Here is a 26,934-nt window from a genome sequence, read left to right as displayed (position 1 = left end):
CGGACCGCGCTGATCCACGAGCCGTGCACCTGATGAGATGTCTACTCGGACGCATCGACGCCCGCCCTGGTCACAATGTCCGCACTCTGGCCGACATTCGGGTCAAACTGCACATAGGGTGGGAGCCGAAGCCGGTGTGATCGTGGAGTGTCGAGCCGCCGCCACCGGCGTGCACACCGCAACGAGCAGGTTGAACATGGGATCAGAGCAGCGTTCCGCAGACCGGATGACCGTCGCCGGGTTGCTCGACGAGTCACTCCTGTCGGGTGCCCGCGTGATTGCAGGCGAGGATCACCTCGGTCGCGAGTTACGTTGGCTGTTACCGCTTTCAGAGGTCATGGCGCGTCCCGATCCCCTCGATGCAGTGGCGGTGTACGCGCGCCCGGAGTCGCTGTTGGGTGGGGCGGCCACCCTCGGCGCACTGGCCGCCAGAGGTGCACGGGCGCTGTTGATCGACGGCGTGGCGCCGGCCGATTTCCCGCCGGCACCGCCGGCCGGGCTCGTGGTGATCGAGATGGCCTTCCCGGTCGGATTCGCCGCACTGAACCGGCTGCTGGCCGAACGGGCACTGAGCCAGGAGGTGCACGTCATGCGCTACGCAACGCACGTGCACGCCTCGCTGGCCAGCTTGTTCCACCGCGGCGCCGGTCTGCAGATATTGATCCGCGAGGTGTCGAATCTGGCCCGCAACCCCGCGATCGCGCTCGACGCCCGCGGCAAAGTCGTCGGGCACAACGGTCTGGCCGCGGATGTGGTCACCGCGCTCGCCGAGGCCCTGATCCCCAAGCTGACCGTCGATCTGCCTGCCGCCGCGCGCCTGTCCGCCCATCACGACACCCGCGTGGAGCACGTCACCGACCCGCACGGCGTCATCTGGACCGCCATCTCCACGGCGATTCGGCTCGGAAAGGAGTTCGAGGGCTGGGTCGTGGTGCTGGTGCGCAACGCCGAGCCGGGCGCACACGACCTGGCGCGGCACCTCGTCGTCACCGAACAGGCCACCGCGATCATCGGTTCGGAGATGCTGCGACAGCACAGCGTGGACGAGGCCGAGGAACGGGCCCGCGGGGATTTCATCCAGGCCCTGGTACACGGTCACTTCTCCAGCGCACACGAGATGCGGGCGCGTGCCGAGTACCACGACATCGACATCGATTCGCGGTTCGGTGTTTTCGTCGCCCCCGGCACCGTTCCACGGGGGGTGGACAATCCCACCGCGAGCATGGTCCGGCTGGCGCGGTATGCCGCCAATGTGGCGCCGGACCCCGCCGTCCGCTCATATGTCACCGTGCTCGGTGATGTCCTGGTCGTCGTGCGGTCACTGCGCGCCGACACCGACACCGCGATGAACCACGAGATGACGCGCTACGCCGAGGCGATGGCCGACGAACTGGGCCACCGCCGCGGTGCGGCCGTGGCCGTCTGTCACAGCAGGCCGGTGTCGGGCGCCCAGGCGGTGTCCGCCAGCTATCGCGAGGCCCGCGTCGCACTCGGCATCGCACGGCGGCTGGGCCTCACCGGTGCGGTGGCCTACCAGGATCTGCGCAGCTTCACCGTGCTGGCCGAGGTCGCCGAAACCGAGCAGAGCCGAGCCCTCGTGCACGACATTCTCGGGCCCCTGCGCGCGACACCCGACCTGCGTGACTTCCTCACCGGCTACCTCGCCAACGGCGGCAACGTCAACGCCACCGCGCGGGCGCTCAACGTGCACCGCAACACCATGCTGGCCAAACTCGATCGGGTATCGCGCGATATCGGCCTGGACATCCGGTTACCCGACAACCAGTTCACCGTCTGGCTGGCCATCCGGCTGGACCTGCTCACCGAGGTGCAGGCCGCCGTCGATCGGGAAGCCAGCTTCCGCTGACGGCGCTACCGGCCGGGGTCGGGTCCTACGAACGATCCCACCAGCCCGAGTGCCGCCACCGCCGCGACCACTGCGAATGCCAACGGAAATCCCGCCGACGAGTGAGTTCCCAGGGCGATGGCGACCCACGCGGCGCCCAGCGCCGAACCGCCGAACCGCACCAGGTTGAACAAGCCCAGCCCGGTTCCCTGGGCCCCGGCCGGTGAACGGGTGGCACCGGTGGCCGCCGGGGTCTGCACGAGAGCCGTACCGACGCCGATCATGGCCAGAATGCACACGAAACCAGCCATCCCCCAGTGCATTTCAATGAGGCCGCCGGCGGTGGCCGCGGACAGCGTGGCGTGACCGGCCAGCAGCACCAGCAGCCCGGCCCGCAGCACCCGCCGGGCCCCGATCCGGTCCAGAAACCGGCCCACCAACGGGCCTAGGATCACCATGGACGCCGGGATGGCCAGCAGCACGACGCCGGCCAACGTCCCGGTCCGGCCGACCCCGGCCAGGTACAGCGGCACGGCGAGCAACGTGGCGCCCAGGTTGAACATGAACGCGAACGCGGCCAACGTGCTGCGCGCGAAGCGGGCCTCGACCACCAGCCGCACGTCCACGAACGGTTCCGGTGTCCGCAACGAGTGCCGGACGAAGACCGCCAGAACCGCCAGCGCGACACCGGCGGCGGTAACCACCAGGGCCGAGACACCCAGCCGCGGAACGAGTGCCGCGGCAAGTATCAGCAGCCCGGATCCGACCGTCAAGGTCAGCGCCCCGACGGCATCGAAGTTCATCCTGGTGCCGGGGTAAGGCGGGATATGGCGCAGCGTGCCGACAAGGCCGGCCAGTGCCACCGGTACCAGCGGCACGAACACCCACCGCCAGCCCCAGGCGTCGGCGACGAATCCACCCATCGTCGGTCCGACGGCCTGCCCGATCCCGTTCACCGATGCCCACAGGCCGACCGCCCTGCCCCGTCGGTCCCCGGTGAACAGCCAGGTCAGCAAGCCCATCACCGCGGGGCCCAGTGCGGCGGCCGCCGCACCGCCCACGCAGCGCCACAGGATCAGCAGTTCCAGCGACGGTGCGGTCGCGGCCCCGATGGCACACACCGCCGTGCCGACCATCGAGGCACAGTAGATACGACGGCGGCCGAAACGATCCCCCAACCAGCCGACCACCGGCATGGTGGCGGTGAAGGTGAGCAAAAATCCCACGACCACGAAGACACCGCTGCTCAGCGGCGCGTCGAAGTGGCCGAGGATGGCCGGCATCGGCACATTGACCACGTTGTTGCTCACGGTGCCGACGAGGGTGCCGGAGAGCAGCGCCGCCAGCGCCAGCGGCGTGCCACCTCCCGCTGGGTCGACACCGGACCCGGCGGGCCGGCTGTCGGTATCGGTCATGGAAGGTCTTTCATCGCCGGTCTGTCGCGCGGGTCGGTTCGTGCGGAGGTGCCCGCTCCGCCACTGTCTCATTCACGGTGCCGCGATGGTGCCGCCCGTACGGGTCAGGGCGCACACAAAAACCACCGCAGCGGGGACATGCTGCACAGCCACCGCCGGCCGCCCCGGCGGGCGAACCGCAACAACACCGGGCCCCGGCGCAGGTCGTTACTTCGGCGCAACACGCCGACATCAAGATGACAATGTCGGAACACGTTGCACAGGCAGACGCGGCAACCGGTGTGCACTCTGTGCGTTGACCGGCGCCGGGAACGCGTCGAGCATTCCCCCATCAGACTGCACAGCCCACGAGCAGTTGTGAATGAAAGATCCGCGATGGACATACATCTCAGCGCAGCCCACTGGATCTACCTGGCCGGCATCGTCGTCATTCTCGCCACGATGGCGTTGCGCAAGAACATCCTGGTGCCATCCGTCGTGGCCACGCTGCTGACCGCCTCGGTGTTCTCGGGCAGCATCGTGACGGGCCTGTCGTCGATCTTCAATGCCAGCTTGGTGGCGGCCAATGAGCTGTTCAACATCTTCTTGATCATCGCCTTCGTGACCGCGATGCTCGGCGCACTGCGCGAGATGGGCGCCGATCGGCTGATGGTGACGCCGTTCCGACGGGTGATGCGGGCCGGCACAAGCAGTTTCATCGTTCTCGCCGCGGTCACCTATGTGATCTCGCTGTTCTTCTGGCCCACCCCCGCCGTCCCACTGGTCGGAGCGGTCCTCATTCCGGTGGCCATCCGGGCCGGTCTGAGCCCACTGTCGGTCGGCATGGTGATCGCGATTGCCGGTCAGGGAATGGCACTGTCCTCGGACTTCATCATCAAGGTCGCACCGGGCATCTCTGCCACCGCGGCGGGCGTCGACGCCGACCGGGTGGCCGACAAGGCGATGGTGTTGTCGCTGATCGTCGGGCTCAGCGCGTTGCTCATCACGTATCTCACCCAACGCCGGACGTGGCGGGAACCCTCACCGGACCTGCTGGCGGCGTGGGAGGACAAGGCGGACAGGTTCGGTCTCAGCGGCGGTGACCAGGCCGGCCCCGGCGGATCCGGCGCCGCCCCGGCCGTCGACCTGCGCGGCGCTACCCCGGCCGGCGGCACCGTTTCGGCGGCCGCACCGGTCGCGACGGCGGTGCTGGACCAGACCGCCGCCGAGCCGGCCACCCCACCGAAGTCGTTGGCCGCCAAGGTGTTCGCGATGACGGTGCCGCTGGCCTACCTGACGTTCATCGTGTACCTGCTGCTGGGCAAGTTCACCACCGTGGTTCCCCCGTTGAAGGGCGGTGATGCCGCGGGCATCGTCGGTGGCATCGCGGCGATACTGCTGTTCGCCGCCTGCCTGACCAACGACAAGCGCACGTTCCTGGAGAGCTCGTCGACACATATCGTGGACGGCCTGGTGTTCGCGTTCAAGGCCATGGGCGTGGTGTTGCCCATCGCCGGGTTCTTCTTCATCGGCAACGGTGACTTCTCCGCCCGCATCCTCGGCATGCCCGAGGGTGCCAAAGGGCCCGCGCTGTTGTTCGATCTGATCAACGCCGCACTGGCCCATGTCGCGCCCAACCCCTTTGTCGTCGCGTTCACCGTGCTGGTGGTAGGCCTGATCGCAGGTCTGGAGGGCTCCGGGTTCAGCGGCCTGCCCCTCACCGGCTCGTTGTCGGCGGCGCTCGGCACCGCCGCCGGAATGGACCCGGCGACGCTGGCCGCGATCGGTCAGATGGGCAATATCTGGTCCGGCGGCGGCACGCTGGTGGCGTGGTCGTCGCTGGTCGCGGTCGCCGGATTCGCCCGCGTCCCCGTGCTCACCCTGGCCCGCAAGTGCTTCGTGCCGGTGGTGACCGGGCTGGTGCTGTCCACGGTGTTCGCCATCCTCGTGTTCTGAGAGCGCCGCGGCACGCGGTCACACCGCGCAGCGGAACCCGATGTGGGTCGTTGCGGTGTCCCGTGACTGCGGCGAGCGGGCGGCCGGCCGGTACCGGTGGCAGTACTCCGGTGCGCACAGGTGCGATCCACCCTTGAGCGCCTGGCTGACCCCGGGATCGTCGTCCGGCAGGCAACACGGGTTGGCCAGCCGGCCGGTGAACTCCGTGGCCGTCCACTCCCACACGTTGCCGATCATGTCCACCAGGCCGAATCCGTTGGGGGGGAAGGTGCCCACCGGCGATGTCCCCACCCAGCCCGCGGCCCCGTCGTTGCGGTACGGGAAGGCGCCCTGCCAGGTGTTGGCCATCAGCGTGCCACCGGGTTTGACGTCCTCGCCCCACGCGTAGGTGGATTCGGCCCCGGCCCGGGCCGCGTACTCCCATTCCGCCTCGGTGGGCAGGCGCCGGGCCGCCCACACGGCGTAGGCCAGCGCGTCGGCGTAGGCCACCTGGACGACGGGGTGGTCGGGGGCGCCCTCCCCACGCTCGGGACCGAACGGATGCCGCCAGCTGGCGCCGGGCGCCCAGTCCCACCACTGCCGCCAGTTGCGCAGATCGACCGGACCGGGCGTCTGCCGGAACACCATGGCGCCGGGCGCCAGGTCGGCGGCGGGCACACCGGGGTAGCGCGCCGGGTCCATCGGCCGTTCGGCCACCGTCCGGTAACCGGTGGCCTCGACGAACGCGGCGAACTGGGCGGTCGTCACCGGGTGCCGCTCGATCGCGAACGGGGCCACCTCGGCCGTCCGCACCGGCGCCTCCTCCGGATAGAAATCGGAACAGCCCATCCGGAAGGTCCCACCCGGCAGCTCGACGAGATCGGTCACGGTCATGGGATGCGGATCTGGAAGTCCCCGGCGAGCAGTTCGGCGGCGCCGTCGAATCCCGGTGTCCCGGTGGGCGCGGTGGTGTGCACCGACACCAGGTAGTTGCCCGCATTGGTCCAGACGTGCACCACCCGGTCGACGAATTCGGTTGCGTTCTGCGGGGTGTCCGACCACGCACCGAGCAGCTTCTGCCCGCTGTATTCGCACAGCTCGGCGGGCAGCACGCTGATCGAGCTGACCGCCGCCTCGCCCATCATGTGGTCGGCATACTCGTCGAACGCCTTCGCCGGCTCCAGCGAGGTGGCCGCGATGGTGATCGTGGCGTTCATCCCCTCCGGGCCGGTGAGGTAGCCCGCGATATCGCCGCTGCCGCCCTGCATCGACCAGCCGTCCGGCACCGGCACGGTGACCACCGGCGCCGCCACGTCGGCCACCTTCGCCACGAAGCCGATCTGCGGTTTGCGTTCCGGTTCACACGTCACCGCCTGCGCGGGCAGCTGGGCCCGGCTGGTGGGCACCACGCCATAGGTGGACGAGTCCGGGTCACCGGACGTGGACGTGCCGGGCCGGCCCGCGACCGCCGGTGCGCCCTCGGCAGCGACCGGAGCTCCGGTGCTGGTGCGGACACATCCGGCGGCGACGACGAGGACCGCGGCCGCCCCGGCGACCACCGCGGCGCGCGCCAACGTGTCAAAACGTGTCATCAGTCCTTCGCGAATGCCTGGGCCAACTCCCTTTCCACATCACGGTACGGCGCACCGGAGATGTCGACCACCACCTTGGCGATTGTCCCACCGGTGAACGCGAAAGGCGCCCGGTACGCACCGCACACCGTCTGGCCGCTGTTGCGCCCGACCGCGATCCCACTGCCGGACAGACCGAAACTGCCCGGGTGGGTGCGGACACCGGTGCCGGTGGCCACCACGGTGTCGTCCACGTGCAGGGTGATGTCCCCGACCGGAGTGTGGCTGCCCTCGACGGTCCCGGTGCGGTCATAGCGCACCCCGAAGACGTGGGCCCCCAGCGGCACCGGCACCTCGGCCGACACCCGCTGTTCGTCCTCGCCCATGAAGTTGTACACGTACTGCAGCCTGCCGTCCTGGATGAACAACACATGCCCGCCGTGTCCGGCACCGTGTTTGAACAGCACGCCCTCGGCGTCGGGGGTGTCGACGGTGACCTCGGCGAGCACCGAGAACGATTGACCGCGCAGTTCCGCGGCGGCCCCGGTGCCGACCTCCGCGGTGTCCGGGTAGTAGGTGAAATTGGTCCGGTCGACCGCCAGGTAGGGCCGCCACCGGCCGAGCGTCTCGAAGATGTTCAGATCGCCCAGCGGCAGCCCGTTGTATTTGGCGGCCTCGGCGAACCACAGCGCCTTGAGCTCCTCCAGTTTGTCCGGGTGCTGCGCGGCCAGGTCACGGCATTGGCTGCGGTCGGCCTCGATGTGGAACAGTTCCCACCGGTCGGCGTCGAAGTGACTCCACCCGGCCGGTGAGGCGGCGTGCACGGTATTGGCGAACCAGCCGTCGTGCCAGATACCGCGGGTGCCCAGCATGGTGTAGAACTGCGTGCGCTTACCCGTGTCGGCGCCGGGATCGACAAGGGCCGCTTTGAAACTCACCCCGTCGAGCGGTTTCTGGGGGATGCCGCCCACCTCGGCCGGCGGGGCGATACCGAGCAGGTCGTACACGGTTGGGGTGATATCGCAGACGTTGACGTAGTGGTCCCTGACCTCGCCGTGGGCGTCGATTCCGTTGGGCCAGCCGATGATTGCGGTGTCTGCGATACCGCCTTCGTGGGAGGCGTACCGCTTGAACAGCTTGTAGGGCGTGTTGAAGGCCATCGCCCAGCCGATCGGATAGTGGTTGTAGGTATCCGGACCGCCCAGCTGGTCGTAGAAGCGCATGCTCTCTGCGACGGTGTCGATATAGCCGTTGAAGAACTTGTTCTCGTTGACCGAACCGTTGGGCCCGCCCTCACCGCTGGCACCGTTGTCGGAGATCACCACGATGATGGTGTTGTCCAACTGGTCGGATTCCTCGAGATAGTCCAGGATCCGCCCGATCTGGGCATCGGTGTAGGACAGGAACCCGGCGAACACCTCGGCCATCCGGGCGAACAGCCGCTTCTCCTCGTCGTCGAGCGTGTCCCAGGGCCGCACGGTGTCCTGCAGCGGCCAGGGTTCGCCGCCCGGCCCGGTCACATCCAGATACGGGTTGACGGGTGAGAGCTCGGTGTCGGGCGGCACGATGCCGAGCTTCTTCTGGTTCTCCAGGACCAGTTCGCGGTAGCGCTCGTAGCCCATGTCGAACGTGCCGGCATAGCGGTCCGCCCACTCGGCGAACACGTGGTGCGGGGCATGGCCGGCGCCCGGGCACAGATAGGAGAACCACGGCTTGTCCGGGGCGATCACCTTGGAATCGCGGATGAACTCGATTGTCTTGTCGGCCAAGTCTTTCGACAGGTGATAGCCCTCTTCGGGCGTCGCCGGCGGGGCCACCGGGTGGTTGTCGTAGACCAGATCGGGATACCACTGGTCGGTCTCGCCGCCCATGAACCCGTAGAAGCGCTCGAACCCGCGACCCAGCGGCCAATGCCGTTTGGTGGCGGCCAGGTTGGACTCCTCCAACGGGGTCAGGTGCCATTTGCCGATCGCATAGGTGTTGTAGCCGCGTTCGGCCAGCACCTCGGACAACAGCGCGGTGTCCGCCGGGATACGGCCGTTGCAATTGGGGAAGCCGTCGGTGAACTCCTCGATGGTGGCCATCCCGACGGTCGTGGGGTTGCGGCCGGTGAGCAACGACGCCCGGGTGGGCGAGCACAACGCCGTGGTGTGGAACTGGGACAGCCGCACGCCCTTTTCGGCGATCCGGCGCATCGCCGGCATCTGCACCAACCCCCCGAAGCAGTCCCATGTCGCGATGCCGGTGTCGTCCCACACCAGGTACAGGATGTTGGGGGCACCGGGCGGGGCAGTGGGCGCGGCATAGGGCGCCCAATCGGGCTCGGAATCCCGGATATCCACTGCGATCTTGCCGTTGAACTCAGATGCCATGGCAACCCCATTGCGATCGTCGGACCCGCCGTGCACTCGACGGTCGCCCGGAGACTACACCCGCCGGGTAGGACACGCCTGAGAAAATTGACGCCGGCGCCAACCCGGATTCGTCAGGCCATCGGGTTGGCCGGTTCCTTGACCCGGTACAACCGCCAATCCGGTTGACTGTCGCCGTCGTTGGGAATCTCCAATTCCAACGTCGCCACATCCGAGCCCGTCGCGTACAGCGTCGGGTAGCGCTGGTTGAGCGCATCGGCCACCCCGCGTCCGGTCGGCGGAACCGCCAACAGGTATTTGATGCCGTGTGCCGACGGGTCGTTGAGCAGCCGGACGAAGTCGGGATCCGACGGCACCACGAACATCCGCGGGTGCTGCGACGCCACGACCACCGCGAAGCCGTACACCGTGTCCGTGATCACCGAGCTGTCCGGGAGTGCGAGATCGTCGAGATAGCGTGCGATCTCGCGCTCCGTGGAGAAGGTGGCCACGATGCGTCGCTCGACCGCCTTCTGCGGGCTCACCGAATCCGGTTCGGGACGCAACACCGTGCCCAGCGCATACTCCTGCGGCGCGTAGTGCGGCGACATCATCCCCCACCCGGCCACCGGCACCGCGACGGCGGCCAGGGCCGCGACGGCGACGTATCCGAATCGGCGCCCGGGCTTGGGGTGCACCACGACCGGCGGCGAGTTCTTGCCGCGTCGCGTGGGTTCGACCAGCTTGCCGTCGGGAACCGCCAGCATCGCCAGCGTCGCGACGAACGGGATCGCGACGATGTAGAAGCGCAGGAACGGAAAGGTGGCGCCGGTGGCGAAGGTGTAGGTCTGAAAGGCCAGCACCGCTCCGTACATCAGCACGGGCACCGCGAGCACGCCCGTGTGCGCGCCGCGCCGCCGGGACAGGCCGGCCCAGGCGGCGATCGGTAACAGGGTGGGCGCCAGCAGCGTGATACACCCCGCCGCGAAGGCGACGCCGCCGGTGAAGCTGGTGGCTGCGGCGCCGCCGGACTGCTTGAGGATGGCGGCATTCCCGTACTGGGACGTGAATTGCGCGAATGCGTCCCCGGTGATGAGCCAGCTGGTGACCGCCCAGCCGACGAAGGCGACGAAGCCGGGGAGGCTGACCAGCATCAGGTCCAGTAGGGCGCGCCGGACGCGGGGTGGGCGCCGGGCCCGCAGAAAGGTCGTCACGCCGACCACCACACCGGCCGCGGCGACGGTGCCCACCGCGTCGTACCGCGTGAGGTACGCCAGTCCCATGGCGATACCGCCCGCCGCGATCAGATGGTGCACGTCGTCGTCGGTCATCCAGAGGATGAGGCGGCGGACGGCCCACGTCAGGAAGAAGATGAACGGCGCTTCACTCATCCCGTTGGATCCGTAGAAGACGATCATCGGGTTCAGCGCGAACAGCGCCGCGATGGTCACGACGTAGCCGCGCGGCAGCCCGCGGTCGCTGCCGGTCGAGAAGATCTGCACCACCGCGCCCGCCATGAAGACCGCCGACATGATGCTTCCGGCGTAGGCCCGCGCGGTCAGGTCCGGCCACAGCGGCGCCATCAGCATGGCGGGGATCTCCACCATCGCGGTGAGTGGGGTGAAGATGAACCCGATGGCCGCCAGATGCGGATCCCGGCTGTAGAGCACACTTTCCGACGCCTGTACCCGGGACAGCGCGTCGCCCAGGATGAACCCGTGACGCACCTGCAGCCAGTAACCGACCGCCAGGTACGCCGCCAGCGCCGCCAGGTAGGCCAACCACTTGCACTGGCGATCCGACAACCGCCGCCGGCTCACGTGACCGGGTCCGCGTCGGCGTCCGGTTTCGCCGCGAGACCGTGGAACGTCTTCTCCCAGTACGACGGGTTGCGGATGATCTGATAGACGCCCTTGGCGGCGGCGATGCTCATCATCAGCCAGAACGCCGGGACCGTGACCGCGGCGACCAGCAGGTCGGACCGGTCGTCTTCGCGCAGCGCGACGAGGTTCATGTAGATGGTCGCCGCGTTCCCCAGCACCAGCGCGATCAGCGCTGGGAAGTACACCAGCGGCGGGAACACGGCCCCGACCACCTCCGGTTGGCCCAGGAACCACAGCACGGTGATGAGCCAGAACACCAGGTTGAGCACCGCGATGACGGGTGTGCCCGCCAGCACCAGATTGAACCGCAGAAAGCTGCGCGGCCCGAGGATCCGGTACAGCCGCAGCGGTTGCCGGATGTGCACCAGCCACGTCTGCAGATAGCCCTTGTACCAACGCGATCGCTGCCTGATCCAGTTGATCGGATCCGAGTTGGCCTCTTCCTGGGTGGCCGAGTCGATCACGGCGGTGTGATACCCCGACGCGTCGATGCGCAGCCCGAGGTCGGCGTCCTCGGTGACGTTGAACGGGTCCCAGGCGCCGATCTGGTCCAGGATGTCGCGGCGCAGATGGTTCGAGGTGCCGCCCAGCGGAATCGGGGACGTGCTGCGCATCATCCCGGGCAGCAGGTAGCCGAACCACAACCCGTACTCGGCGGTGAACCAACCGGTGAGGATGTTCTGATGCCCGTTGTGATACTCCAATTTCGCTTGCACACAAGCGATGTCGTCCGGCAGGGCAGCGAAGGCGGCGGTCACACGGCGCAGCTGCAGCGGCTCGGGCAGATCCTCGGCGTCATAGATGGTGACGATCTGGCCGGTGGCGAAGTGCAGGCCGTAGTTGCAGGCCTTGGGCTTGGTCCGTGGCTCGGCCGGCGGAACCAGGACGATACTGATGATCTCCGATTCACCACAGGCCCGCGCGGCCGCGATGGTGACGTCATCGTCGGCCTCCAGCAGCAGCAACACCTGCAGCTTGTCGTGCGGGTACTCCAGTGCGGCCATCGCCCCGATCAGGTCGCCGACCACCTCGGGTTCGTTGTAGGCCGGTACGAGGATGGTGTACCTGGGCAGATCCGCATCCGGTGTGGCACGCGCCTGCTCATCGGAGATGGTGATCGGCCGCGAGGCCAGGCCTTCGCGGAAGATCAGCACCCGGTCCGTCATCGTCAGCACGTACCCGAGCGTGCACAGCCCGATCAGGGTGACCGCGGTCTGCATCGGGAACAGCACGGCGAAGGTCAGGGTGATACCCAGCAGGGTGAGCAGGGTGGGTTTCTGCCAGCCCCAGACCGCCCGGGACGCCGACTGCATCGGATGGTCGTCCCGCAACGCGTTGATCGCGCGGTCGAGGGCGTATGCGCGCTGTTCGTCGGTCAGCCCGGCATCGGTCGGCAACGGCAGTTCGACCGTCACGGTGCCACCCCCAGCGGCTCCATCTGCGCCCGCACCAAGGCATGCCCGAATTCGGTGAGCAGGTCGTCGTCCTTGATATCCGGATCCTCGTTGGCGGCGGCCGAGTTTCCGCGGAACAGCACGGTGAACAACGAGTTCAGCGTCGGGGCCACGCCACCGGTGGGTTGCGGAAACGGCGCCCAGTCCTCGTGATTGTCGACGGCGATCGCCAGTATCCGCCGCCCGACCTCGCCGTTGGTCCACGTCCACTGCAGGCCGTCCCAGGTGACCAGTAGCCTGTCGTCGATCACCGAGAACAGGTCGGCAGGCACGCCGTAACCGAGGTCGGCCGGGCGCACCCCGCTCAGTCGGATGCCGTTGATCCGGTAGAGCATCCGGGACGGATAGACGTTCAGTGAGAACGGCCGGAGCGTGGTGACACTGTCCACCATGATCGTCCGCGGCCGGGAGAACTTGTCGTAGACCGGATTCCCGGTCTCGGCGACCATCTTCTGGCGGACGAGCACCGCTCCGCGCCCGTAGAACCGGGTCACCCAGTCGTACCGCTGGGTCTCCAGGATCCGCCAGCCGGGCGGAGCCTTCAGCGGAGCCCCGAAATCCATCGCCTCCACCCGCACGGCCGGGGCCAGCCCGACCTCGGGTAGCCGCACCACCGACAGCAGTGCCGCGATCACCAGCACCAGTGGGACCGCCGACCAGATCTGGCGCGCGGCAAGCGGTTCCAGCTTACGGTCCAACACGCGTTTCGGCAGGCCCCACCGATCCGCCAGGAACATCAAGGAGGCAACCAGGCATATCGACGTCAAGGCGGGCACATACTGGTAGGTGATCAGATGAGCGTTCGGCATGAACACCGCCATGAAGCCGAGCATCACCAGGCCGACCAGCCAGGCCAGGTTGGATCCCACCATCCCGCGACTGACCTTGCGCCCGACCGCGGTGGCCGTGGCGGCCGCGGCGATCACCATGGTGCCCACACCGGCGGCCAACCGGTTGCCGCCCAACAGGATCACTGTCACGTAGTACGGCAGCGGGAACACCATGAACAGGACCAGCCAGGCCCAGCCGAACCGAATCACCGGGCGCAATCCGAACATCGCGACACTGGCGCTGACGATGAACAGCCACATCGCGACCAGGTCCAGTCGCAGCAGGTGGAAGTACAGGCTGTAGCGCTGCAGAAGCACCCCGTGCACGAGCAGCGCCATCACCAAACCCATTGTCGCGACGATGATGTCGGTCTGCCGGTCGTGGATGGGCAGTTCGGTCCGGTTGCGCCGCGCGATCCCGATGGCGGCCAGGAGCGCCGCGATGGGAACCAACCACACATAGCCCCCGAAACCGCCGCCCACGGTGGTCGCCCAGGCGCTCGCCAGGGAGCGGTGGAAGGCAACCACGGTGAGGATCGCGATGAATCCCCACCGCCAGAACATCCGCGTCACCGGGTGCAGGTTCTCCACCGACCGGTTGCGCAACGACCACCGCTGCCGTACGGGCGTCCCGCCGGCGGCCGTCATCTCAGCCGTCCTTGCCGCGGCGCCGTTCCCGGATCCGCACCCAGAACGTCAACGCCGCGACCGCCGCCAACAGCACGCCGCCGAACCACCACCACTTCGTGACCGAGGACGGCGCGGTGGGCTGCTCCGCGTGCGCCGTGACGTCCGGCGCGGTCACGGTGATCGGCGCTCGGTCGGCCACCGAGACCACGGCCACGCCGTCGATGATCGACCAGCGGCGCTCGTCGGAGTCCAGCCAACGCAGCAGTTCGTCGAGCTGCCCCGATGCCCCGTTGGACGTGGCCACCAGCACCGATCGTCCTCCGACGAACGCCGTCTGCAGCGACGCGAACTTCAAGCCGGGCTCCAACGTCAGCGTGGTGGCCTTGCCATCGTCGTCGAAGGCGCCCAGCGTCATCGGCACCGCGTCCGGCGCCGTCACCGGCAACGGGATCTCGGGATGATCCCACCGGTCCGGGGAGATGAGCACGGCGGGGTTGGGCGAGGCGATGGCCTTGTCCAACGGGACGACCGAGGTGTCGATCGGCAGGCTGCTCAGTCGCTGCAATCCGGTCATGATCTGCACCGCTCGCACGGTGTCGGCGAAGACATCGTCGTTGACACCGATCGCAACCTTGGGCATCAGCGCCTGCGGCATCGACTGAAAGCCCGGCGGCACAGGCGGTTTCGCGGGCTCGCTCAGGACGGCGCTCTCACCGTCGATGGTCAGCGTGACGGGCTGGAACTCTCCGCATCGCCCGGTGTTGCCGGAGATGTTCACCTGCACGTTCAGCGTGGTGTAGCGCTGCACCAGCCGGTCGGGGACGTCCACCCAACGGTCGATCACACCGCTGGCATCGGCCGGCCACCGAGCGATCGTCTCGCCGGCGATGGCCGCGACGACCTGCCCGCCGATGCTGTCGGGCAACGGCGTGTACGAGCCCTGCAGATGCACCCGGATGTTGTGCGCCGAGCGGCCCAACCGCGTCTGGTCCAGCGCGATACCGACTTGCGGATTCAACGCCACCGCGTTGACGCCGGGCTGGCCGAGTTTACGGATGGTGGTCTGGTTGCCGGGCAGCTGCGGGGTCGAGCTGATCGGTCCCACCACGGCTTTGGAGGTGAGTGCGTATCGGGCCAGCCCGCTGTCGATGAGCCGAACCTGGTTGATCAGATCGGCGGCGGGTCCGGTGATGAGCAGGGCGGGCAGGCCACCCGATCCATAGAGTGACACACCCGCGTCGGGGCCCTCGGAGACGACGATGTGCCGCTCCAGCGCACCACCCGTGCCGGGCGTTTGCCCGGCCGCCGCGGGCAGCGGCGCCACCTCGACGGCCGGGTACTGCTTGCCGTACCGAGCGACGATCGCGGTGGCGAGTTGGACGGCGGCATCGGCCTCGGTATGCGAGGGTTGCGCACCGATGTAGATGACCAGCTTACGCAATACCGGAGGCAAGAAGTCGGCGACCACCGCCGGCGGCCGTTCCACGCCGGCGTAGGACACGGTGACGTCGGTGAGCCGCAACGGATTCGTCGGATCGAGGCAGTATCCGTCGAGTGGTAGCAGATAGCTGCGCAGCAGCAAGGTGATCGCATTGTCGACCACCTGCACACCGCCCAGCGGTATGACGACCGGCCCGCGCTGCGCGGGCACCTCCACCCGGGCCAGCACCCGGTTGTCCTGGCTGACGGTGACGTCGGCGCTGCGGACATACACCGGCAGTTCGGCGGTGATGTTGAGCGACGTGGGTGTCATGCCGGCGGGCACCGGGATGGTCAGGGTGGAGGTGCCGATCTGCCCGTAGAACAACAGATCTGGGTCCAGGCCCAGGTCGGTGAGCGCCAGTGTCGGCGAATCCGCCAGCCAGGGCTGGTCCGGAAGGGCTCGAACGACCGCAGGAGCAGGCATCATCAGCGTGGCCGCGACAACGGCCAGCATTCCGAGGATCACGCACATTCGCCGCACCATCGGACAAGACGATATGCGGTGCGGCGATGTTTGACCGGCAAGTCGTCGAATTCGCACCGGCCGCCGGGCGGCGAGCATCCCGCAAATCCGCCACCGGTCACCGATCGGCGAATATCGGAGTGGCCGCACCCACGCCCACGAGACGTCGGCGCGAAGCCGGAATACGGCTCACCACAACGTGTTTCCACATCGACACGATCATGGCCGACCCGCCATTGGCATCGTCACGCGGACGCAGCAACGTTCAACTCAACCGATCAACAACTGCGGCAACAGGTTCCGGGTATCGGGCACGAAGGGCCAATCCGGGTCGGCCAACCGGGCACGCAGCTGCGCATCGGTCCACCACCAGCCCTCGGCGATCTCCTCGGGTTGATGGCGAATGGGCCCGTCATAGCGCACCTGGTAGGCGAACAGGTGACACCGCATCGGTCTGCCTGCCCATTGTCCGTCCCAGGAGCAGGCCGCCAGTTCGGTCAGCGGCACTCCGGTGATGCCGAGTTCCTCGCCGAGCTCGCGGGCGGCGGCCTGCCGCGGTCGCTCACCCGGCCCCACGACTCCCCCGGCCAGGCAGTCGTGCATCCCGGCGAACACGGCCTTGGTGTCGGTCCGCCGGTGCACGTACAGCCGGCGCCCGTCGAGCGACCGGACCAGCACGCCGGCGCTGGCATGCCAGAGGCCCTCGGCGTACACCCGTGCTCGCGGGGCCTGGCCGAGCACGGTGCCGGCGGCGTCGTACACCGCGACCAGCTCGTCGTCCGCCGAATGCAAATGTCCCCCAGAACCGCTCGGGTTCCGGGGGACATCCATGCCTGCTGGCGCAGCGCGATTACTTGGCGCGCTCGAGCACCTCGACCAGCCGCCACCGCTTGGTGGCCGACAGCGGCCGGGTCTCCATCAGCGAGACGCGGTCGCCGACACCGGCAACACCGTTCTCGTCGTGCGCCTTGACCTTGCTGGTGGTCCGGATGATCTTGCCGTAGAGCGCGTGGCTCTTGCGGGACTCCAGCTCGACCACGATGGTCTTTTCCATCTTGTCGCTGACCACGTAGCCGATGGCGGTCTTACGACGGCCGCGCGGCTTCTCGGTGGCCGGCGTGTGCTTGGCGCCGGCCTCTTTCTTGGTTGCGTCTGCCATTTTTACGAATCCTCACCGACGGGTCCGGCGGCCAGACCCAGTTCACGTTCACGCAGCACGGTGTAGACCCGTGCGATCTCCTGGCGGACAACACGCAGCCGCCGGTTGTTGGCCAGCTGCCCGGTCGCCATCTGGAAGCGCAGGTTGAACAGCTCTTCCTTCGACTCGCGCAGACGAGTGACGAGCTCCTCGTCGGTCAGCTCACGCAGTTCGCCCGGCGAAACTCCAACTGCCATCAGAACTGCTCCTCTCGTGTCACGATGCGTGCCTTGATCGGCAGCTTGTGGATGGCGCGGGTCAGCGCGTCCCTGGCGATCTTCTCGTCCGGGTAGCTCAGCTCGAACAGCACGCGTCCGGGCTTCACGTTGGCGACCCACCATTCCGGCGAACCCTTACCCGAACCCATGCGGGTTTCGGCGGGCTTCTTGGTCAGTGGGCGGTCCGGGAAGATGTTGATCCAGACCTTGCCACCACGCTTGATGTGGCGGTTGATGGCGATACGAGCCGACTCGATCTGCCGGTTGGTGATGTAGGCGTGCTCCAGTGCCTGGATGCCGTAGTCACCGAAGCTGACCGAGGTGCCGCCGCTGGCAATGCCACGCTGCTCCGGGTGGTGCTGCTTGCGGTGCTTGACCTTGCGGGGAATCAACATGATTAGTTCTCCGTGCTCTCAGCGGTTGCCTCGGGGGCTTCCGCTGCACCCTCGTTGGCGGCGCGGCCGGCGTCGGTGCTGGTCGCCGTGGTACCCGACGCACCGCTGCGGCGCGGGCGGGTGCCCGACGGACGATCCCGGCGCGGGCGGTCGGCGGCCGGCGCGACGGCGGTCAGCTCACGCTTGCCACCGACGATGTCGCCCTTGTAGATCCACACCTTCACGCCGATCCGGCCGAAGGTGGTCTTCGCCTCGTAGAGGCCGTAGTCGATGTCCGCGCGCAGCGTGTGCAGCGGGACGCGACCTTCGCGGTAGAACTCCGAGCGGCTCATCTCCGCACCGCCGAGGCGGCCGGAGCACTGCACCCGGATGCCCTTGACGTTGGGCTGACGCATGGCCGACTGGATCGCCTTGCGCATCGCCCGGCGGAAGGCCACGCGGTTGCTCAGCTGCTCGGCGACGCCCTGGGCCACCAGCTGCGCCTGGCTCTCGGGGTTCTTCACCTCGAGGATGTTCAGCTGGACCTGCTTGCCGGTCAGCTTCTCCAGGTCGGCGCGGATGCGGTCGGCCTCGGTGCCGCGGCGGCCGATCACGATGCCCGGACGCGCGGTGTGGATGTCCACGCGAACCCGGTCACGGGTGCGCTCGATCTCCACGTCGGCGATGCCGGCGCGCTCCAGGCCGGTGGCCAGCAGGCGGCGGATCGCGACGTCTTCCTTCACGTAATCCGCGTACTGCTTGTCGGCGTACCAGCGGGACTTCCACTCGGTGGTGATGCCGAGGCGGAAGCCGTGGGGATTGATCTTCTGGCCCACTACTCCGAGCCCTCCTTCGAATCGGTGGCCTTCGCAGCAGCAGCCTTGCTGCCCTGCGCGCGACGGGTACGCGCGGTCGAGTTCGAGGCGCCTTGCTTGGAACGGCTCGGCCTGCTTTCGACGATCACGGTGATGTGGCTGGTGCGCTTGCGGATCCGGAAGGCACGCCCCTGGGCGCGCGGACGGATGCGCTTGGCGGTCGGGCCACCGTCGGCGTGGATGGTGGCGACCACCAGGGTCGCCGGGTCCAGGCCGTCGTTGTTCTGCGCGTTGGCGGCCGCACTGGCGATCACCTTGGCGACGGTCACGCTGGCGTCCTGGGGAGCCCAGCGCAGGATGTCGAGCGCCTCGGCCACGGACTTGCCGCGGACCAGGTCGATGACCCGGCGCGCCTTGGTCGGCGAGAACGGCACGAAACGCGCCACCGCTTTCGCGGACGGGTATTCAGTCGTCGTAGTCATGGCCTACCGCCGCTTCGCTTTCCGGTCGTCCTTGATGTGACCCTTGAACGTGCGGGTCGGGGCAAATTCGCCGAGCTTGTGCCCGACCATCGCCTCGGTGACGAACACCGGCACGTGCTTGCGGCCGTCGTGGACGGCGAAGGTGTGGCCGATGAAGTCCGGGATGATGGTGGACCGGCGCGACCAGGTCTTGATGACCTGCTTGGTGTTCTTCTCGTTCTGGACGTCGACCTTCTTGAGCAGATGGTCGTCGACGAACGGGCCCTTCTTCAGGCTGCGTGGCATCGCTATTTACTCCTAGCGCTTCTTGCCGGTGCGCCGGCGACGGACGATGAGCTTGTCGCTGGCCTTGTTCGGCTTGCGAGTGCGGCCCTCGGGCTTGCCCCACGGGCTCACCGGGTGACGACCACCGGAGGTCTTACCCTCACCACCACCGTGCGGGTGGTCGACCGGGTTCATCACGACACCACGGACGGTCGGGCGCTTGCCCTTCCACCGCATCCGGCCGGCCTTGCCCCAGTTGATGTTCGCCTGCTCGGCGTTGCCCACCTCGCCGACGGTGGCGCGGCAGCGCACGTCGACGCGACGGATCTCACCGGACGGCATACGCAGCGAGGCGTAGGTGCCTTCCTTACCGAGCAGCTGGATGCTGACACCGGCCGAGCGGGCCAGCTTGGCGCCGCCGCCGGGCCGCAGCTCCACGGCGTGGATGACGGTACCGGCCGGGATGTTGCGCAGCGGCAGGTTGTTACCCGGCTTGATGTCGGCGTTGGGGCCCGACTCGATGACGTCGCCCTGCTTCAACCCCTGCGGCGCGATGATGTAGCGCTTCTCGCCGTCCAGGAAGTGCAGCAGCGCGATGTTCGCGGTGCGGTTGGGGTCGTACTCGATGTGCGCGACCTTGGCGTTGACGCCGTCCTTGTCGTTGCGACGGAAGTCGATGACGCGGTAGGCGCGCTTGTGGCCGCCGCCCTTGTGCCGCGTGGTGATGCGGCCGTGGGCGTTACGTCCACCGGTCCCGTGCAGCGGACGGATGAGCGACTTCTCCGGAGTGGAACGAGTGATCTCGGCGAAGTCGGAGACGCTCGAACCGCGACGACCCGGGGTCGTCGGCTTGTACTTGCGAATTCCCATGTCTTTAAAATCTCTCTCCCGGACTACGCCGGGGCTCCGAACAGGTCGATCGGCTTGCTGCCCGGCGCCAGGGTCACGATCGCGCGCTTGGTGCTCTTGCGCTGGCCGTAGCCGGTGCGGGTGCGCTTGCGCTTGCCCTGCCGGTTGGCGGTGTTCACCGAATCGACCTTGACGGAGAAGATCTTCTCGATGGCGATCTTGATCTGCGTCTTGTTCGAATCCGGGTGCACCACGAACGTGTACACGTTGTCCTCGATCAGTCCGTAGGACTTCTCCGAGATGACCGGGGCCAGGATGATGTCGCGGGGGTCAGTCACGGTTGCCATCAGGCCGACACCTCCTCTTTCTGGTCCTTCGCGTCCTTGGTGTGCGCGGCGATGTAGGCGTTCAGCGCCTCCACCGAGAACACGACGTCGTCGGCACGAAGCACGTCGTACGTGTTGAGCTGGTCCGGCGAGAGCACGTGCACACCGGGAAGGTTGCGCACGCTCTTGGCGCCGACCTCGTCGGCACGGCCGATGACCACCAGGACACGCTTGCGATCGGTGAGCGAGCCGAGGAAACCCTTGGCGCTCTTGGTCGACGGCGTCTGGCCGGCCACCAGTTCGGTGACGGCGTGGATCCGGTCGTTGCGGGCCCGGTCCGAGAGCGCCCCGCGGAGGGCGGCGGCGATCATCTTCTTGGGCGTGCGCTGGCTGTAGTCACGCGGCTTGGGCGCGTGCACGGCGCCACCACCGGTGAACTGCGGTGCGCGGGTCGAGCCCTGACGGGCGCGGCCGGTGCCCTTCTGGCGGTACGGCTTCTTGCCACCACCGGACACCTCACCGCGGGTCTTGGCCGAGTGCGTGCCCTGACGGGCGGCCGCCAGCTGGGCGTTGACCACCTGGTGCAGCAGCGCGATGTTGGCCTCCACGTCGAACAGCGCGGCGGGCAACTCGACGGAGCCGTCCTTCTTGCCGTCCGGGGTATGGACGTCAATCTTCAAAGAAGTCATTACTTCTCACCTCGTTTGATCGCGGTGCGGACCACGACCAGTCCACCGGTGCGTCCGGGGACGGCACCCTTGATCAACAGCACGCCGTTCTCGGCGTCGACCTTGTGCACCTTCAGGTTCTGGGTGGTCACGCGGTCGTTACCCATCCGGCCCGACATCCGGGTGCCCTTGAAGACGCGGCCCGGGGTGGCGCAGCCACCGATCGAACCGGGACGGCGGTGCACGGCCTGGGCACCGTGCGCGGCGCCCTGGCCGGCGAAGCCGTGGCGCTTCATGGTGCCGGCGAAGCCCTTGCCCTTGCTGGTGCCGGTCACGTCGACGTACGCGCCGTCGGCGAAGATCTCGGCGGTCAGCTCCTGGCCGACCTCGTACTCGGCGGCAGCAGCCTCGTCATCGAGCCGCAACTCGGCCAGGTGCCGGCGCGGGTTGACGCCCGCGGCGGCGAACTGACCGGTGACCGGCTTGTTGACCTTGCGCGGGCTGATCTCGCCGTAGGCGAGCTGCACGGCGCTGTAACCGTCGCGCTCGGTGGTGCGGATACGGGTCACCACGTTGGGGCCGGCCTTGACGACCGTCACCGGGACGACTTTGTTGTTCTCGTCGAACACCTGCGTCATGCCCAGCTTGGTGCCCAGAATGCCTTTTCTAGCCATTTCTCTGGATTCTCCTACTGGGATGCCTATTGGATGTTCACGTCGACGCTGGCCGGCAGGTCGATGCGCATCAAGGCGTCGACGGTCTTCGGCGTCGGGTCGAGGATGTCGATAAGGCGCTTGTGGGTGCGCATCTCGAAATGCTCCCGCGAGTCCTTGTACTTATGGGGGGACCGGATGACGCAATACACGTTCTTCTCGGTCGGCAGCGGCACCGGGCCGACCACGCTGGCGCCCGTACGGGTGACCGTCTCGACGATCTTGCGCGCCGAGGCGTCAATCGCCTCATGGTCGTAGGCCTTGAGCCTGATGCGGATCTTCTGTCCCGCCACGCTTCTCCTACCTCACTACTACGGGCTTTTCGCGCCTGGGCGCGAAAAAACCTCTGTGTTCGTGCGCCACGCACGTGTGCGTGACGCTGGCTATGCCGCCGCTGTTTACCTGTCTCTGGTTCACCGACCCCCGCGCTCGGGTGTGTCGCCCTCGCGCACACTCGCCCGCGCCTGAAATGAGGTCACGATCGAGGTGGGGACCGGGTGCGCCCATACGAGCGCGGGTCGGATGCCCTGGCGGGCAGAACCCGGCTCAAGGCAACCCGAACAGTATGCCCCAGATCGGGGCGTCCTCCAAATCCCGGCCCGACCGGGCGCTGCCGCGATCGCCGCTGCCGGCGAGGCTGAAGCCAGGACCCCTCGTGAACCGAAAATCGTCCCTGGCCTCAGCCTCGGGCCATATCCCTATCTTACTGCACAGTAAGGTGGTGCCATGCCGGCTTTCAGCCCCACCTATCGCGCCTGGCAACAGCTGTCCGGACGACCCGGGGGCACCCGGATCTTCTCGGCCGCGGCGATGCTGCGGGTGCCGTATTTCGCGTCGGTGCTGCCGCATGTGCTCCGGATGGAACCGGGCCGCGCCGAGGTGGCCGTTCCCAAGTGGTTCTTCGTGTACAACCACCTGCACACCGTGCACGCGATCGCGTCGTGCAACGCGGCCGAAGTGGCCATGGGCATGGCCATGGAGGCCACCGTGCCCACCACCCACCGCTGGATCCCCAAGGCGATGACCGTCCAGTACCTGGCCAAGGCGACGACCTCACTGCGCGCGGTCGCCCACTTCGACGTGCCGGATTTCGCCGCGATCACCGAGGGCACCGAGATCGTGGTGCCCGTACGCATCACCGATCGCGAGGGCACCGAGGTGGTGCGCGCGGAGATCACCACCTGGGTGACGCCGCAGGACGGTCAGTCCAGGTAGGTGCCGTGCCCCTCGCGCACCAGGTCGCCGTCGAAGATCAGCACCTCGTTGACCAGCCCGCCGCGGTGGTTGCGGTAGTTGATGACGATGCTGGAGACGCCGCGATACACGGCGACGATCTCGAAACGCAGGTCCGGCAACTGCGCCAGCGCACGGGTCCAATAGTCGCGCAGGGCGGCCTTGCCGCGCACCACGCCCCCACTGTCGGGCACCACCCGCTCGGCCACCGGCGAGGTGAACACCACGTCGTCGTGGAAATGCGCGAGCACCGCCTCGACATCGTGGCGGTTCCAGGCATCCACCCAGGCCTGCGCGAAGTCGTTCATGTCGTCAGCCTTTCAGCCCGGCCCAGAACGCGCACTGATGCGCAGCGGCGAAGTCGGTGACCACCCGGCTGCCGTCGGGCCGCAGTTGCAACCACGGGTCGGATCCATCGTCGACCTGCGGCCAGACCGGCCCGCCGGGCGCGGCCGGGACACCGGTGGTGATGAACTCCGTCCAGTACGACAGCATCTGGTCGGACAGCCGCTGCTGTGCCGCATCCAGCGGCGGGGCGCCGCCGATCTCGAACAGGTAGCGCAGTTCCAAGGAGTGACTGGCCCGCACCGGGAAAGGCAACTGCCGCAACGGATCTGGCGTGGGTGGAGCGGGGTCGTCGAACTCGTACCCGAAGACCGGCGCCGCCCTTGCCAGGTCGGTGGCCATCCGGTGCGCGACGCAGGAGAACACGCCGTCGGTGACCGCGGCGGCGTACGCCAGCGACGCGCTGCCGCCGAACCGGGCCAGCGGATAGCGCGCGCCGACGGCGGGCCCGTCAGCGCCGAAGGTGTCGGCGAGCAGCCCCGGGTAGTCGGCGGGCGTCGACACGTGCCGGGTGCGCAGATATTGCAACGCGACGAACAGCGTGAACTCGTCGTGATTGGTGCCGATCAGCACCGGCACCCTGGCGGCCTTGCCGTCCCGGATCAGCGCGACCGGATCGCCCGGCAGCACCGCCGTTCCCGTCGTCGGTCCGGTCAGCCAGTCATTGCCGATCCGGTAGAACCACGGCGGCTGGTCCAGCTTGGCCGCCGGCAGCGCGCGCAGGCAGCGCGCGGCGTCGGCCGGGTCGGCGCAGCCCACCCGCGCGGCGTAGCGCAGGCTCTCCCGGCGCGCGGTGGCCAGGTCGGCCTGGGCTTGGCACGGCCCGCTCTGGATGATCGCGGCCCGGAACAATCCGGCCGACCCCGGCGCGACCAGGTGGTCACACACCGACATCGCGCCGGCCGATTCGCCGGCGATGGTGACCTTGGCCGGGTCGCCGCCGAACGCGCCGATGTTGTCGTGCACCCACCGCAGCGCGGCCTGCTGGTCGGCCAGGCCGTAGTTGCCGTCCCCCACGCCGGGGTGGGCCAGGAACCCGGGCGCACCGAGCCGGTAGTTGACGGTGACCACGACGACCCGGCCCGTGGTGGCCAGCCAGCGCGAGCCGTACAGGTCACCGCTGCCGTTGAGGAAGGCGCCGCCGTGGATCCAGAACATCACCGGTAGCCCCACCGCGCCCGAGGGCACCCACACGTTCAGCGTCAGGCAGTCCTCGGCGGTCTTACGGCCCCAGCCGGGGTCGCGCGAGGTGTCCTGCACGCACCGGGGCTGCGGCAGCGTGGCGTCGCGGACCCCGGCCCACGGGCGGACCGGCGCCGGCGGCTGCCAGCGCAGCTCCCCCACCGGTGGAGCGGCATACGGAATCCCTTGGAACAGAACGTAACCCGCGGCAACCGCGCCCTGCAGTTGCCCGTCGGCGAGGTGCACGACGCCGTGATCCAGGCGCGGATCCGGGGTGGGCACCCGGCTGGTGTCGGCGACCTGGCCGGCGCCGCGCGCACAGCCGCCCAGCAGCACCACAGCGACGGCGAGGACGGCCGACAAGCGAGCGACGGGGCCTGACCAACGGCGCCGGACCGGACCGGACAGCATGATCTGCGAGCCTACGGCAGCCGATCGGCGCAAAGCCGCCCGCGCGACGGCGCGCATCGTCGACACTGGGAGCGAACCGGAAACCTGACACCCGTCAAGTCGACCGCAAGGAGCCGCCGATGAGCACCCCGACCACCGATCGACCGGTCAGCCCGGACAACCGCGTGCTGGCCGATCCCGGTGCCTACGCCGACGAACCGCGGCTGCATGCCGCCCTGCGCAGGCTGCGCGCCGAGCAGCCGGTTTCCTGGGTCGATGCCCGGCCGTACCGCCCGTTCTGGGCGATCACCAAACACGCCGACATCATGGCCATCGAACGCGACAACGACCTGTTCATCAGCGAGCCGCGCCCGCTGCTGGCCACCGCCGACGCCGACGACATGGCCAAGGCGCAGTTGGAGGCCGGCATGGGGCTGCGCACGCTGATCCACATGGACGATCCGCACCACCGCAAGGTGCGTGCCATCGGGGCCGACTGGTTTCGGCCCAAGGCCATGCGCGATCTCAAGGTGCGCGTCGACGAACTGGCCAAGCGCTATGTGGACCGGATGCGCGAGATCGGCCCCGAATGCGATTTCGTCACCGAGATCGCGGTGAATTTCCCGCTGTACGTGATCATGTCGCTGCTGGGCCTGCCCGAATCCGATTTCGGCCGGATGCACATGCTCACCCAGGAGATGTTCGGCGGCGACGACGAGGAGTACCAGCGCGGCAAGTCCCTGGAGGACGGCCTGGAGGTGCTGCTGGACTTCTTCGCCTACTTCTCCGCGCTGACCGCGTCGCGCCGGGCCCAGCCGACCGAGGACCTGGCATCGGCGATCGCCAACGGCACCATCGACGGCCGGCCGCTCTCCGACGTCGATACCGCCTCCTACTACGTGATCGTGGCCAGCGCCGGGCATGACACCACCAAGGACGCCATCTCCGGCGGCCTGCACGCCCTCATCGAGAATCCCGGCGAGTTGGACCGGCTGCGCGCGCAACCGGATCTGCTGGGCACCGCGGTCGAGGAGATGATCCGCTGGACCACACCGGTCAAGGAGTTCATGCGCACCGCCACCGCCGACACCGCGGTGCGCGGCGTCCCGATCGCCAAGGGGGAATCGGTCTACCTGGCCTATGTGTCGGGCAACCGCGACGAGGACGTGTTCACCGATCCGTTCCGGTTCGACGTCGGCCGGGACCCCAACAAGCATCTGGCCTTCGGTTACGGCGTGCATTTCTGTCTGGGCGCCGCGCTGGCCCGGATGGAGATGACCAGCCTGTTCGGTGAGCTCATTCCCCGCCTGGACTCCATCGAATTGGCCGGAACCCCCGAGCTTTCCCGCACCGTGTTCGTCGGGGGCCTCAAGCACCTGCCGATCCGGTACGCGCTGCGCTGATCGTGTGGGTGGCCAGGAAACCGTCGACCGCCGCCCGCGCGATCTCCGCGTAGTCGAAATCGGGCAGCGTGCTCAGCTTGCCGAGCACGACGGGGCCGAGCAGTAGCGCCGCGGCCCTGGTGCGGTCCACGTCACCGAGCACCGCCACCGCGTCGGGACTGCTCAGCACGGCTTCCAATGGGGCGGCGTACTGTTCGGCGACCCGCTGGCGCAGCGTCTGCACCTCGGGGCTGCTCGAGTGCCCCGCGGTGCCCAGCCAGGGCAGCGTGGTCATATCGCCACCCAGCGCCAGCCAGGACATGGCGGCCACCGTGACGGGTGCCTCCGCGATCAGCGTGGCCTGCGCCTGCACCAGGGCCGTCAACCGGTCCCGCAACGGCCCGTCGGCCGGTGGTTCCGGTGCGGGCGGGATCAACGCGTGAAATGCCGCCGCCAGCAAGTCGTTTCCGCTGGGGAAGTGCCGGTACAGCGTGGCCCTGGCGACGTTGGCGCCGCGCAGGACGGCGTCGACGGTCACCGCGCTCGGGCCACCCGATCGCAGCAGGGCCGTCGCGGCGTCGAGCAACCGCGCCCGGGACCGGGCCGGCCGGGGATCCGATTCGGCCGCCATGCTGAAACACCTCCCGGCAGAGAAA

General features: G+C 68.3%; 27 protein-coding genes. 4 read left to right on the top strand and 23 right to left on the bottom strand.

Annotation, left to right across the window (positions count from 1 at the left end; translation table 11 throughout):
• Positions 1–196: 196 nt before the first annotated feature.
• Positions 197–1,867 (top strand): PucR family transcriptional regulator, encoded by a 1,671-nt coding sequence (locus tag BN977_RS22500; RefSeq protein ID WP_036404190.1) that lies wholly within the window; start codon positions 197–199, stop codon positions 1,865–1,867.
• A 5-nt stretch (positions 1,868–1,872) separates the two neighbouring features.
• Here BN977_RS22500 and BN977_RS22495 read toward each other — a convergent pair whose 3' ends face one another.
• A complete protein-coding gene (locus BN977_RS22495) occupies positions 1,873–3,261 on the bottom strand; it encodes an MFS transporter (RefSeq protein WP_036401624.1) in 1,389 nt (462 codons plus the stop codon).
• Between the two features lie 375 nt (positions 3,262–3,636).
• Between BN977_RS22495 and BN977_RS22490 the strand changes: the two genes are divergently transcribed.
• A complete protein-coding gene (locus BN977_RS22490) occupies positions 3,637–5,196 on the top strand; it encodes a hypothetical protein (protein ID WP_036401622.1) in 1,560 nt (519 codons plus the stop codon).
• 18 nt (positions 5,197–5,214) lie between these two features.
• Here the strand turns inward: BN977_RS22490 and BN977_RS22485 are convergent, their stop codons facing one another.
• The 19 genes from BN977_RS22485 to rpsJ all read right to left on the bottom strand — a co-directional run bounded on the left by BN977_RS22485 (position 5,215) and on the right by rpsJ (position 22,039).
• Positions 5,215–6,069 carry a formylglycine-generating enzyme family protein gene (locus BN977_RS22485; RefSeq protein ID WP_036401620.1) on the bottom strand — a complete coding sequence of 285 codons (855 nt, stop codon included), beginning with the start codon at positions 6,067–6,069 and terminating at the stop codon, positions 5,215–5,217.
• Positions 6,066–6,767: a hypothetical protein gene (locus BN977_RS22480; RefSeq protein WP_051561821.1), complete on the bottom strand. Its 702-nt coding sequence runs from the start codon at positions 6,765–6,767 to the stop codon at positions 6,066–6,068. The genes BN977_RS22485 and BN977_RS22480 overlap by 4 nt, the downstream gene beginning before the upstream one ends.
• Positions 6,767–9,118 (bottom strand): arylsulfatase, encoded by a 2,352-nt coding sequence (locus BN977_RS22475; protein ID WP_036401619.1) that lies wholly within the window; start codon positions 9,116–9,118, stop codon positions 6,767–6,769. Before BN977_RS22475 ends, BN977_RS22480 begins: the two co-directional genes overlap by 1 nt.
• 113 nt (positions 9,119–9,231) lie before the next feature.
• On the bottom strand, positions 9,232–10,917 hold the full coding sequence (locus tag BN977_RS22470) for a glycosyltransferase family protein (protein ID WP_036401617.1): 1,686 nt from the start codon (positions 10,915–10,917) through the stop codon (positions 9,232–9,234).
• On the bottom strand, positions 10,914–12,395 hold the full coding sequence (locus BN977_RS22465) for a glycosyltransferase (protein ID WP_234709657.1): 1,482 nt from the start codon (positions 12,393–12,395) through the stop codon (positions 10,914–10,916). Before BN977_RS22465 ends, BN977_RS22470 begins: the two co-directional genes overlap by 4 nt.
• Entirely contained in the window at positions 12,392–13,912 is a 1,521-nt protein-coding gene (locus BN977_RS22460) for a hypothetical protein (RefSeq protein ID WP_051561819.1), read from the bottom strand. The genes BN977_RS22465 and BN977_RS22460 overlap by 4 nt, the downstream gene beginning before the upstream one ends.
• Position 13,913: 1 nt before the next feature.
• Positions 13,914–15,860 (bottom strand): hypothetical protein, encoded by a 1,947-nt coding sequence (locus tag BN977_RS22455; RefSeq protein WP_036401613.1) that lies wholly within the window; start codon positions 15,858–15,860, stop codon positions 13,914–13,916.
• Positions 15,861–16,109: 249 nt separating this feature from the next.
• Complete coding sequence (locus BN977_RS22450) at positions 16,110–16,670, bottom strand: NUDIX hydrolase (RefSeq protein ID WP_051561814.1); 561 nt, start codon at positions 16,668–16,670, stop codon at positions 16,110–16,112.
• A gap of 19 nt (positions 16,671–16,689) precedes the next feature.
• A complete protein-coding gene (gene rpsQ, locus BN977_RS22445) occupies positions 16,690–16,998 on the bottom strand; it encodes a 30S ribosomal protein S17 (protein ID WP_024453875.1) in 309 nt (102 codons plus the stop codon).
• Between the two features lie 2 nt (positions 16,999–17,000).
• Entirely contained in the window at positions 17,001–17,234 is a 234-nt protein-coding gene (gene rpmC, locus BN977_RS22440; protein ID WP_024453874.1) for a 50S ribosomal protein L29, read from the bottom strand.
• On the bottom strand, positions 17,234–17,650 hold the full coding sequence (gene rplP, locus BN977_RS22435; RefSeq protein ID WP_024453873.1) for a 50S ribosomal protein L16: 417 nt from the start codon (positions 17,648–17,650) through the stop codon (positions 17,234–17,236). Before rplP ends, rpmC begins: the two co-directional genes overlap by 1 nt.
• Positions 17,651–17,652: 2 nt before the next feature.
• On the bottom strand, positions 17,653–18,465 hold the full coding sequence (gene rpsC / locus BN977_RS22430) for a 30S ribosomal protein S3 (RefSeq protein ID WP_024453872.1): 813 nt from the start codon (positions 18,463–18,465) through the stop codon (positions 17,653–17,655).
• The gene (rplV, locus tag BN977_RS22425; RefSeq protein ID WP_024453871.1) at positions 18,465–18,926 is read right to left on the bottom strand and encodes a 50S ribosomal protein L22; all 462 of its coding nucleotides are present in this window, start codon (positions 18,924–18,926) and stop codon (positions 18,465–18,467) included. The genes rpsC and rplV overlap by 1 nt, the downstream gene beginning before the upstream one ends.
• A gap of 3 nt (positions 18,927–18,929) precedes the next feature.
• Positions 18,930–19,211, bottom strand: coding sequence for a 30S ribosomal protein S19 (gene rpsS, locus BN977_RS22420; protein WP_010908582.1), 282 nt, complete (start codon positions 19,209–19,211; stop codon positions 18,930–18,932).
• A gap of 12 nt (positions 19,212–19,223) precedes the next feature.
• Positions 19,224–20,060: a 50S ribosomal protein L2 gene (gene rplB, locus BN977_RS22415; RefSeq protein WP_024453870.1), complete on the bottom strand. Its 837-nt coding sequence runs from the start codon at positions 20,058–20,060 to the stop codon at positions 19,224–19,226.
• Positions 20,061–20,083: 23 nt separating this feature from the next.
• Positions 20,084–20,386 (bottom strand): 50S ribosomal protein L23, encoded by a 303-nt coding sequence (rplW, locus tag BN977_RS22410; RefSeq protein WP_024453869.1) that lies wholly within the window; start codon positions 20,384–20,386, stop codon positions 20,084–20,086.
• Positions 20,386–21,054 carry a 50S ribosomal protein L4 gene (rplD, locus tag BN977_RS22405; RefSeq protein ID WP_036401600.1) on the bottom strand — a complete coding sequence of 223 codons (669 nt, stop codon included), beginning with the start codon at positions 21,052–21,054 and terminating at the stop codon, positions 20,386–20,388. Before rplD ends, rplW begins: the two co-directional genes overlap by 1 nt.
• On the bottom strand, positions 21,054–21,707 hold the full coding sequence (rplC, locus tag BN977_RS22400; RefSeq protein ID WP_024453867.1) for a 50S ribosomal protein L3: 654 nt from the start codon (positions 21,705–21,707) through the stop codon (positions 21,054–21,056). The genes rplD and rplC overlap by 1 nt, the downstream gene beginning before the upstream one ends.
• A gap of 26 nt (positions 21,708–21,733) precedes the next feature.
• Positions 21,734–22,039: a 30S ribosomal protein S10 gene (rpsJ, locus tag BN977_RS22395; protein ID WP_003883485.1), complete on the bottom strand. Its 306-nt coding sequence runs from the start codon at positions 22,037–22,039 to the stop codon at positions 21,734–21,736.
• 433 nt (positions 22,040–22,472) lie between these two features.
• Between rpsJ and BN977_RS22390 the strand changes: the two genes are divergently transcribed.
• Positions 22,473–22,961, top strand: coding sequence for a hotdog fold domain-containing protein (locus tag BN977_RS22390; protein WP_036401596.1), 489 nt, complete (start codon positions 22,473–22,475; stop codon positions 22,959–22,961).
• Here BN977_RS22390 and BN977_RS22385 read toward each other — a convergent pair.
• Positions 22,949–23,287: a nuclear transport factor 2 family protein gene (locus tag BN977_RS22385; protein ID WP_036401594.1), complete on the bottom strand. Its 339-nt coding sequence runs from the start codon at positions 23,285–23,287 to the stop codon at positions 22,949–22,951. The genes BN977_RS22390 and BN977_RS22385 overlap by 13 nt on opposite strands.
• A gap of 4 nt (positions 23,288–23,291) precedes the next feature.
• Positions 23,292–24,917, bottom strand: a complete 1,626-nt coding sequence (locus BN977_RS22380; RefSeq protein WP_036401592.1) for a carboxylesterase/lipase family protein — start codon at positions 24,915–24,917, stop codon at positions 23,292–23,294.
• Between the two features lie 119 nt (positions 24,918–25,036).
• On the opposite strand from BN977_RS22380, the gene BN977_RS22375 reads away from it, so the two are divergent.
• Positions 25,037–26,299: a cytochrome P450 gene (locus BN977_RS22375; RefSeq protein ID WP_036401589.1), complete on the top strand. Its 1,263-nt coding sequence runs from the start codon at positions 25,037–25,039 to the stop codon at positions 26,297–26,299.
• Here the strand turns inward: BN977_RS22375 and BN977_RS22370 are convergent.
• Complete coding sequence (locus tag BN977_RS22370; RefSeq protein WP_024453862.1) at positions 26,265–26,909, bottom strand: TetR/AcrR family transcriptional regulator; 645 nt, start codon at positions 26,907–26,909, stop codon at positions 26,265–26,267. The two genes, BN977_RS22375 and BN977_RS22370, sit on opposite strands and share 35 nt — an antisense overlap.
• Positions 26,910–26,934: the final 25 nt, after the last annotated feature.

Source organism: Mycolicibacterium cosmeticum, assembly GCF_000613185.1.
Classification (GTDB): Bacteria; Actinomycetota; Actinomycetes; order Mycobacteriales; family Mycobacteriaceae; genus Mycobacterium; species Mycobacterium cosmeticum.
Note: the sequence above shows the minus strand (reverse complement) of the source record. Positions and strands in the feature narration are given on the sequence as shown.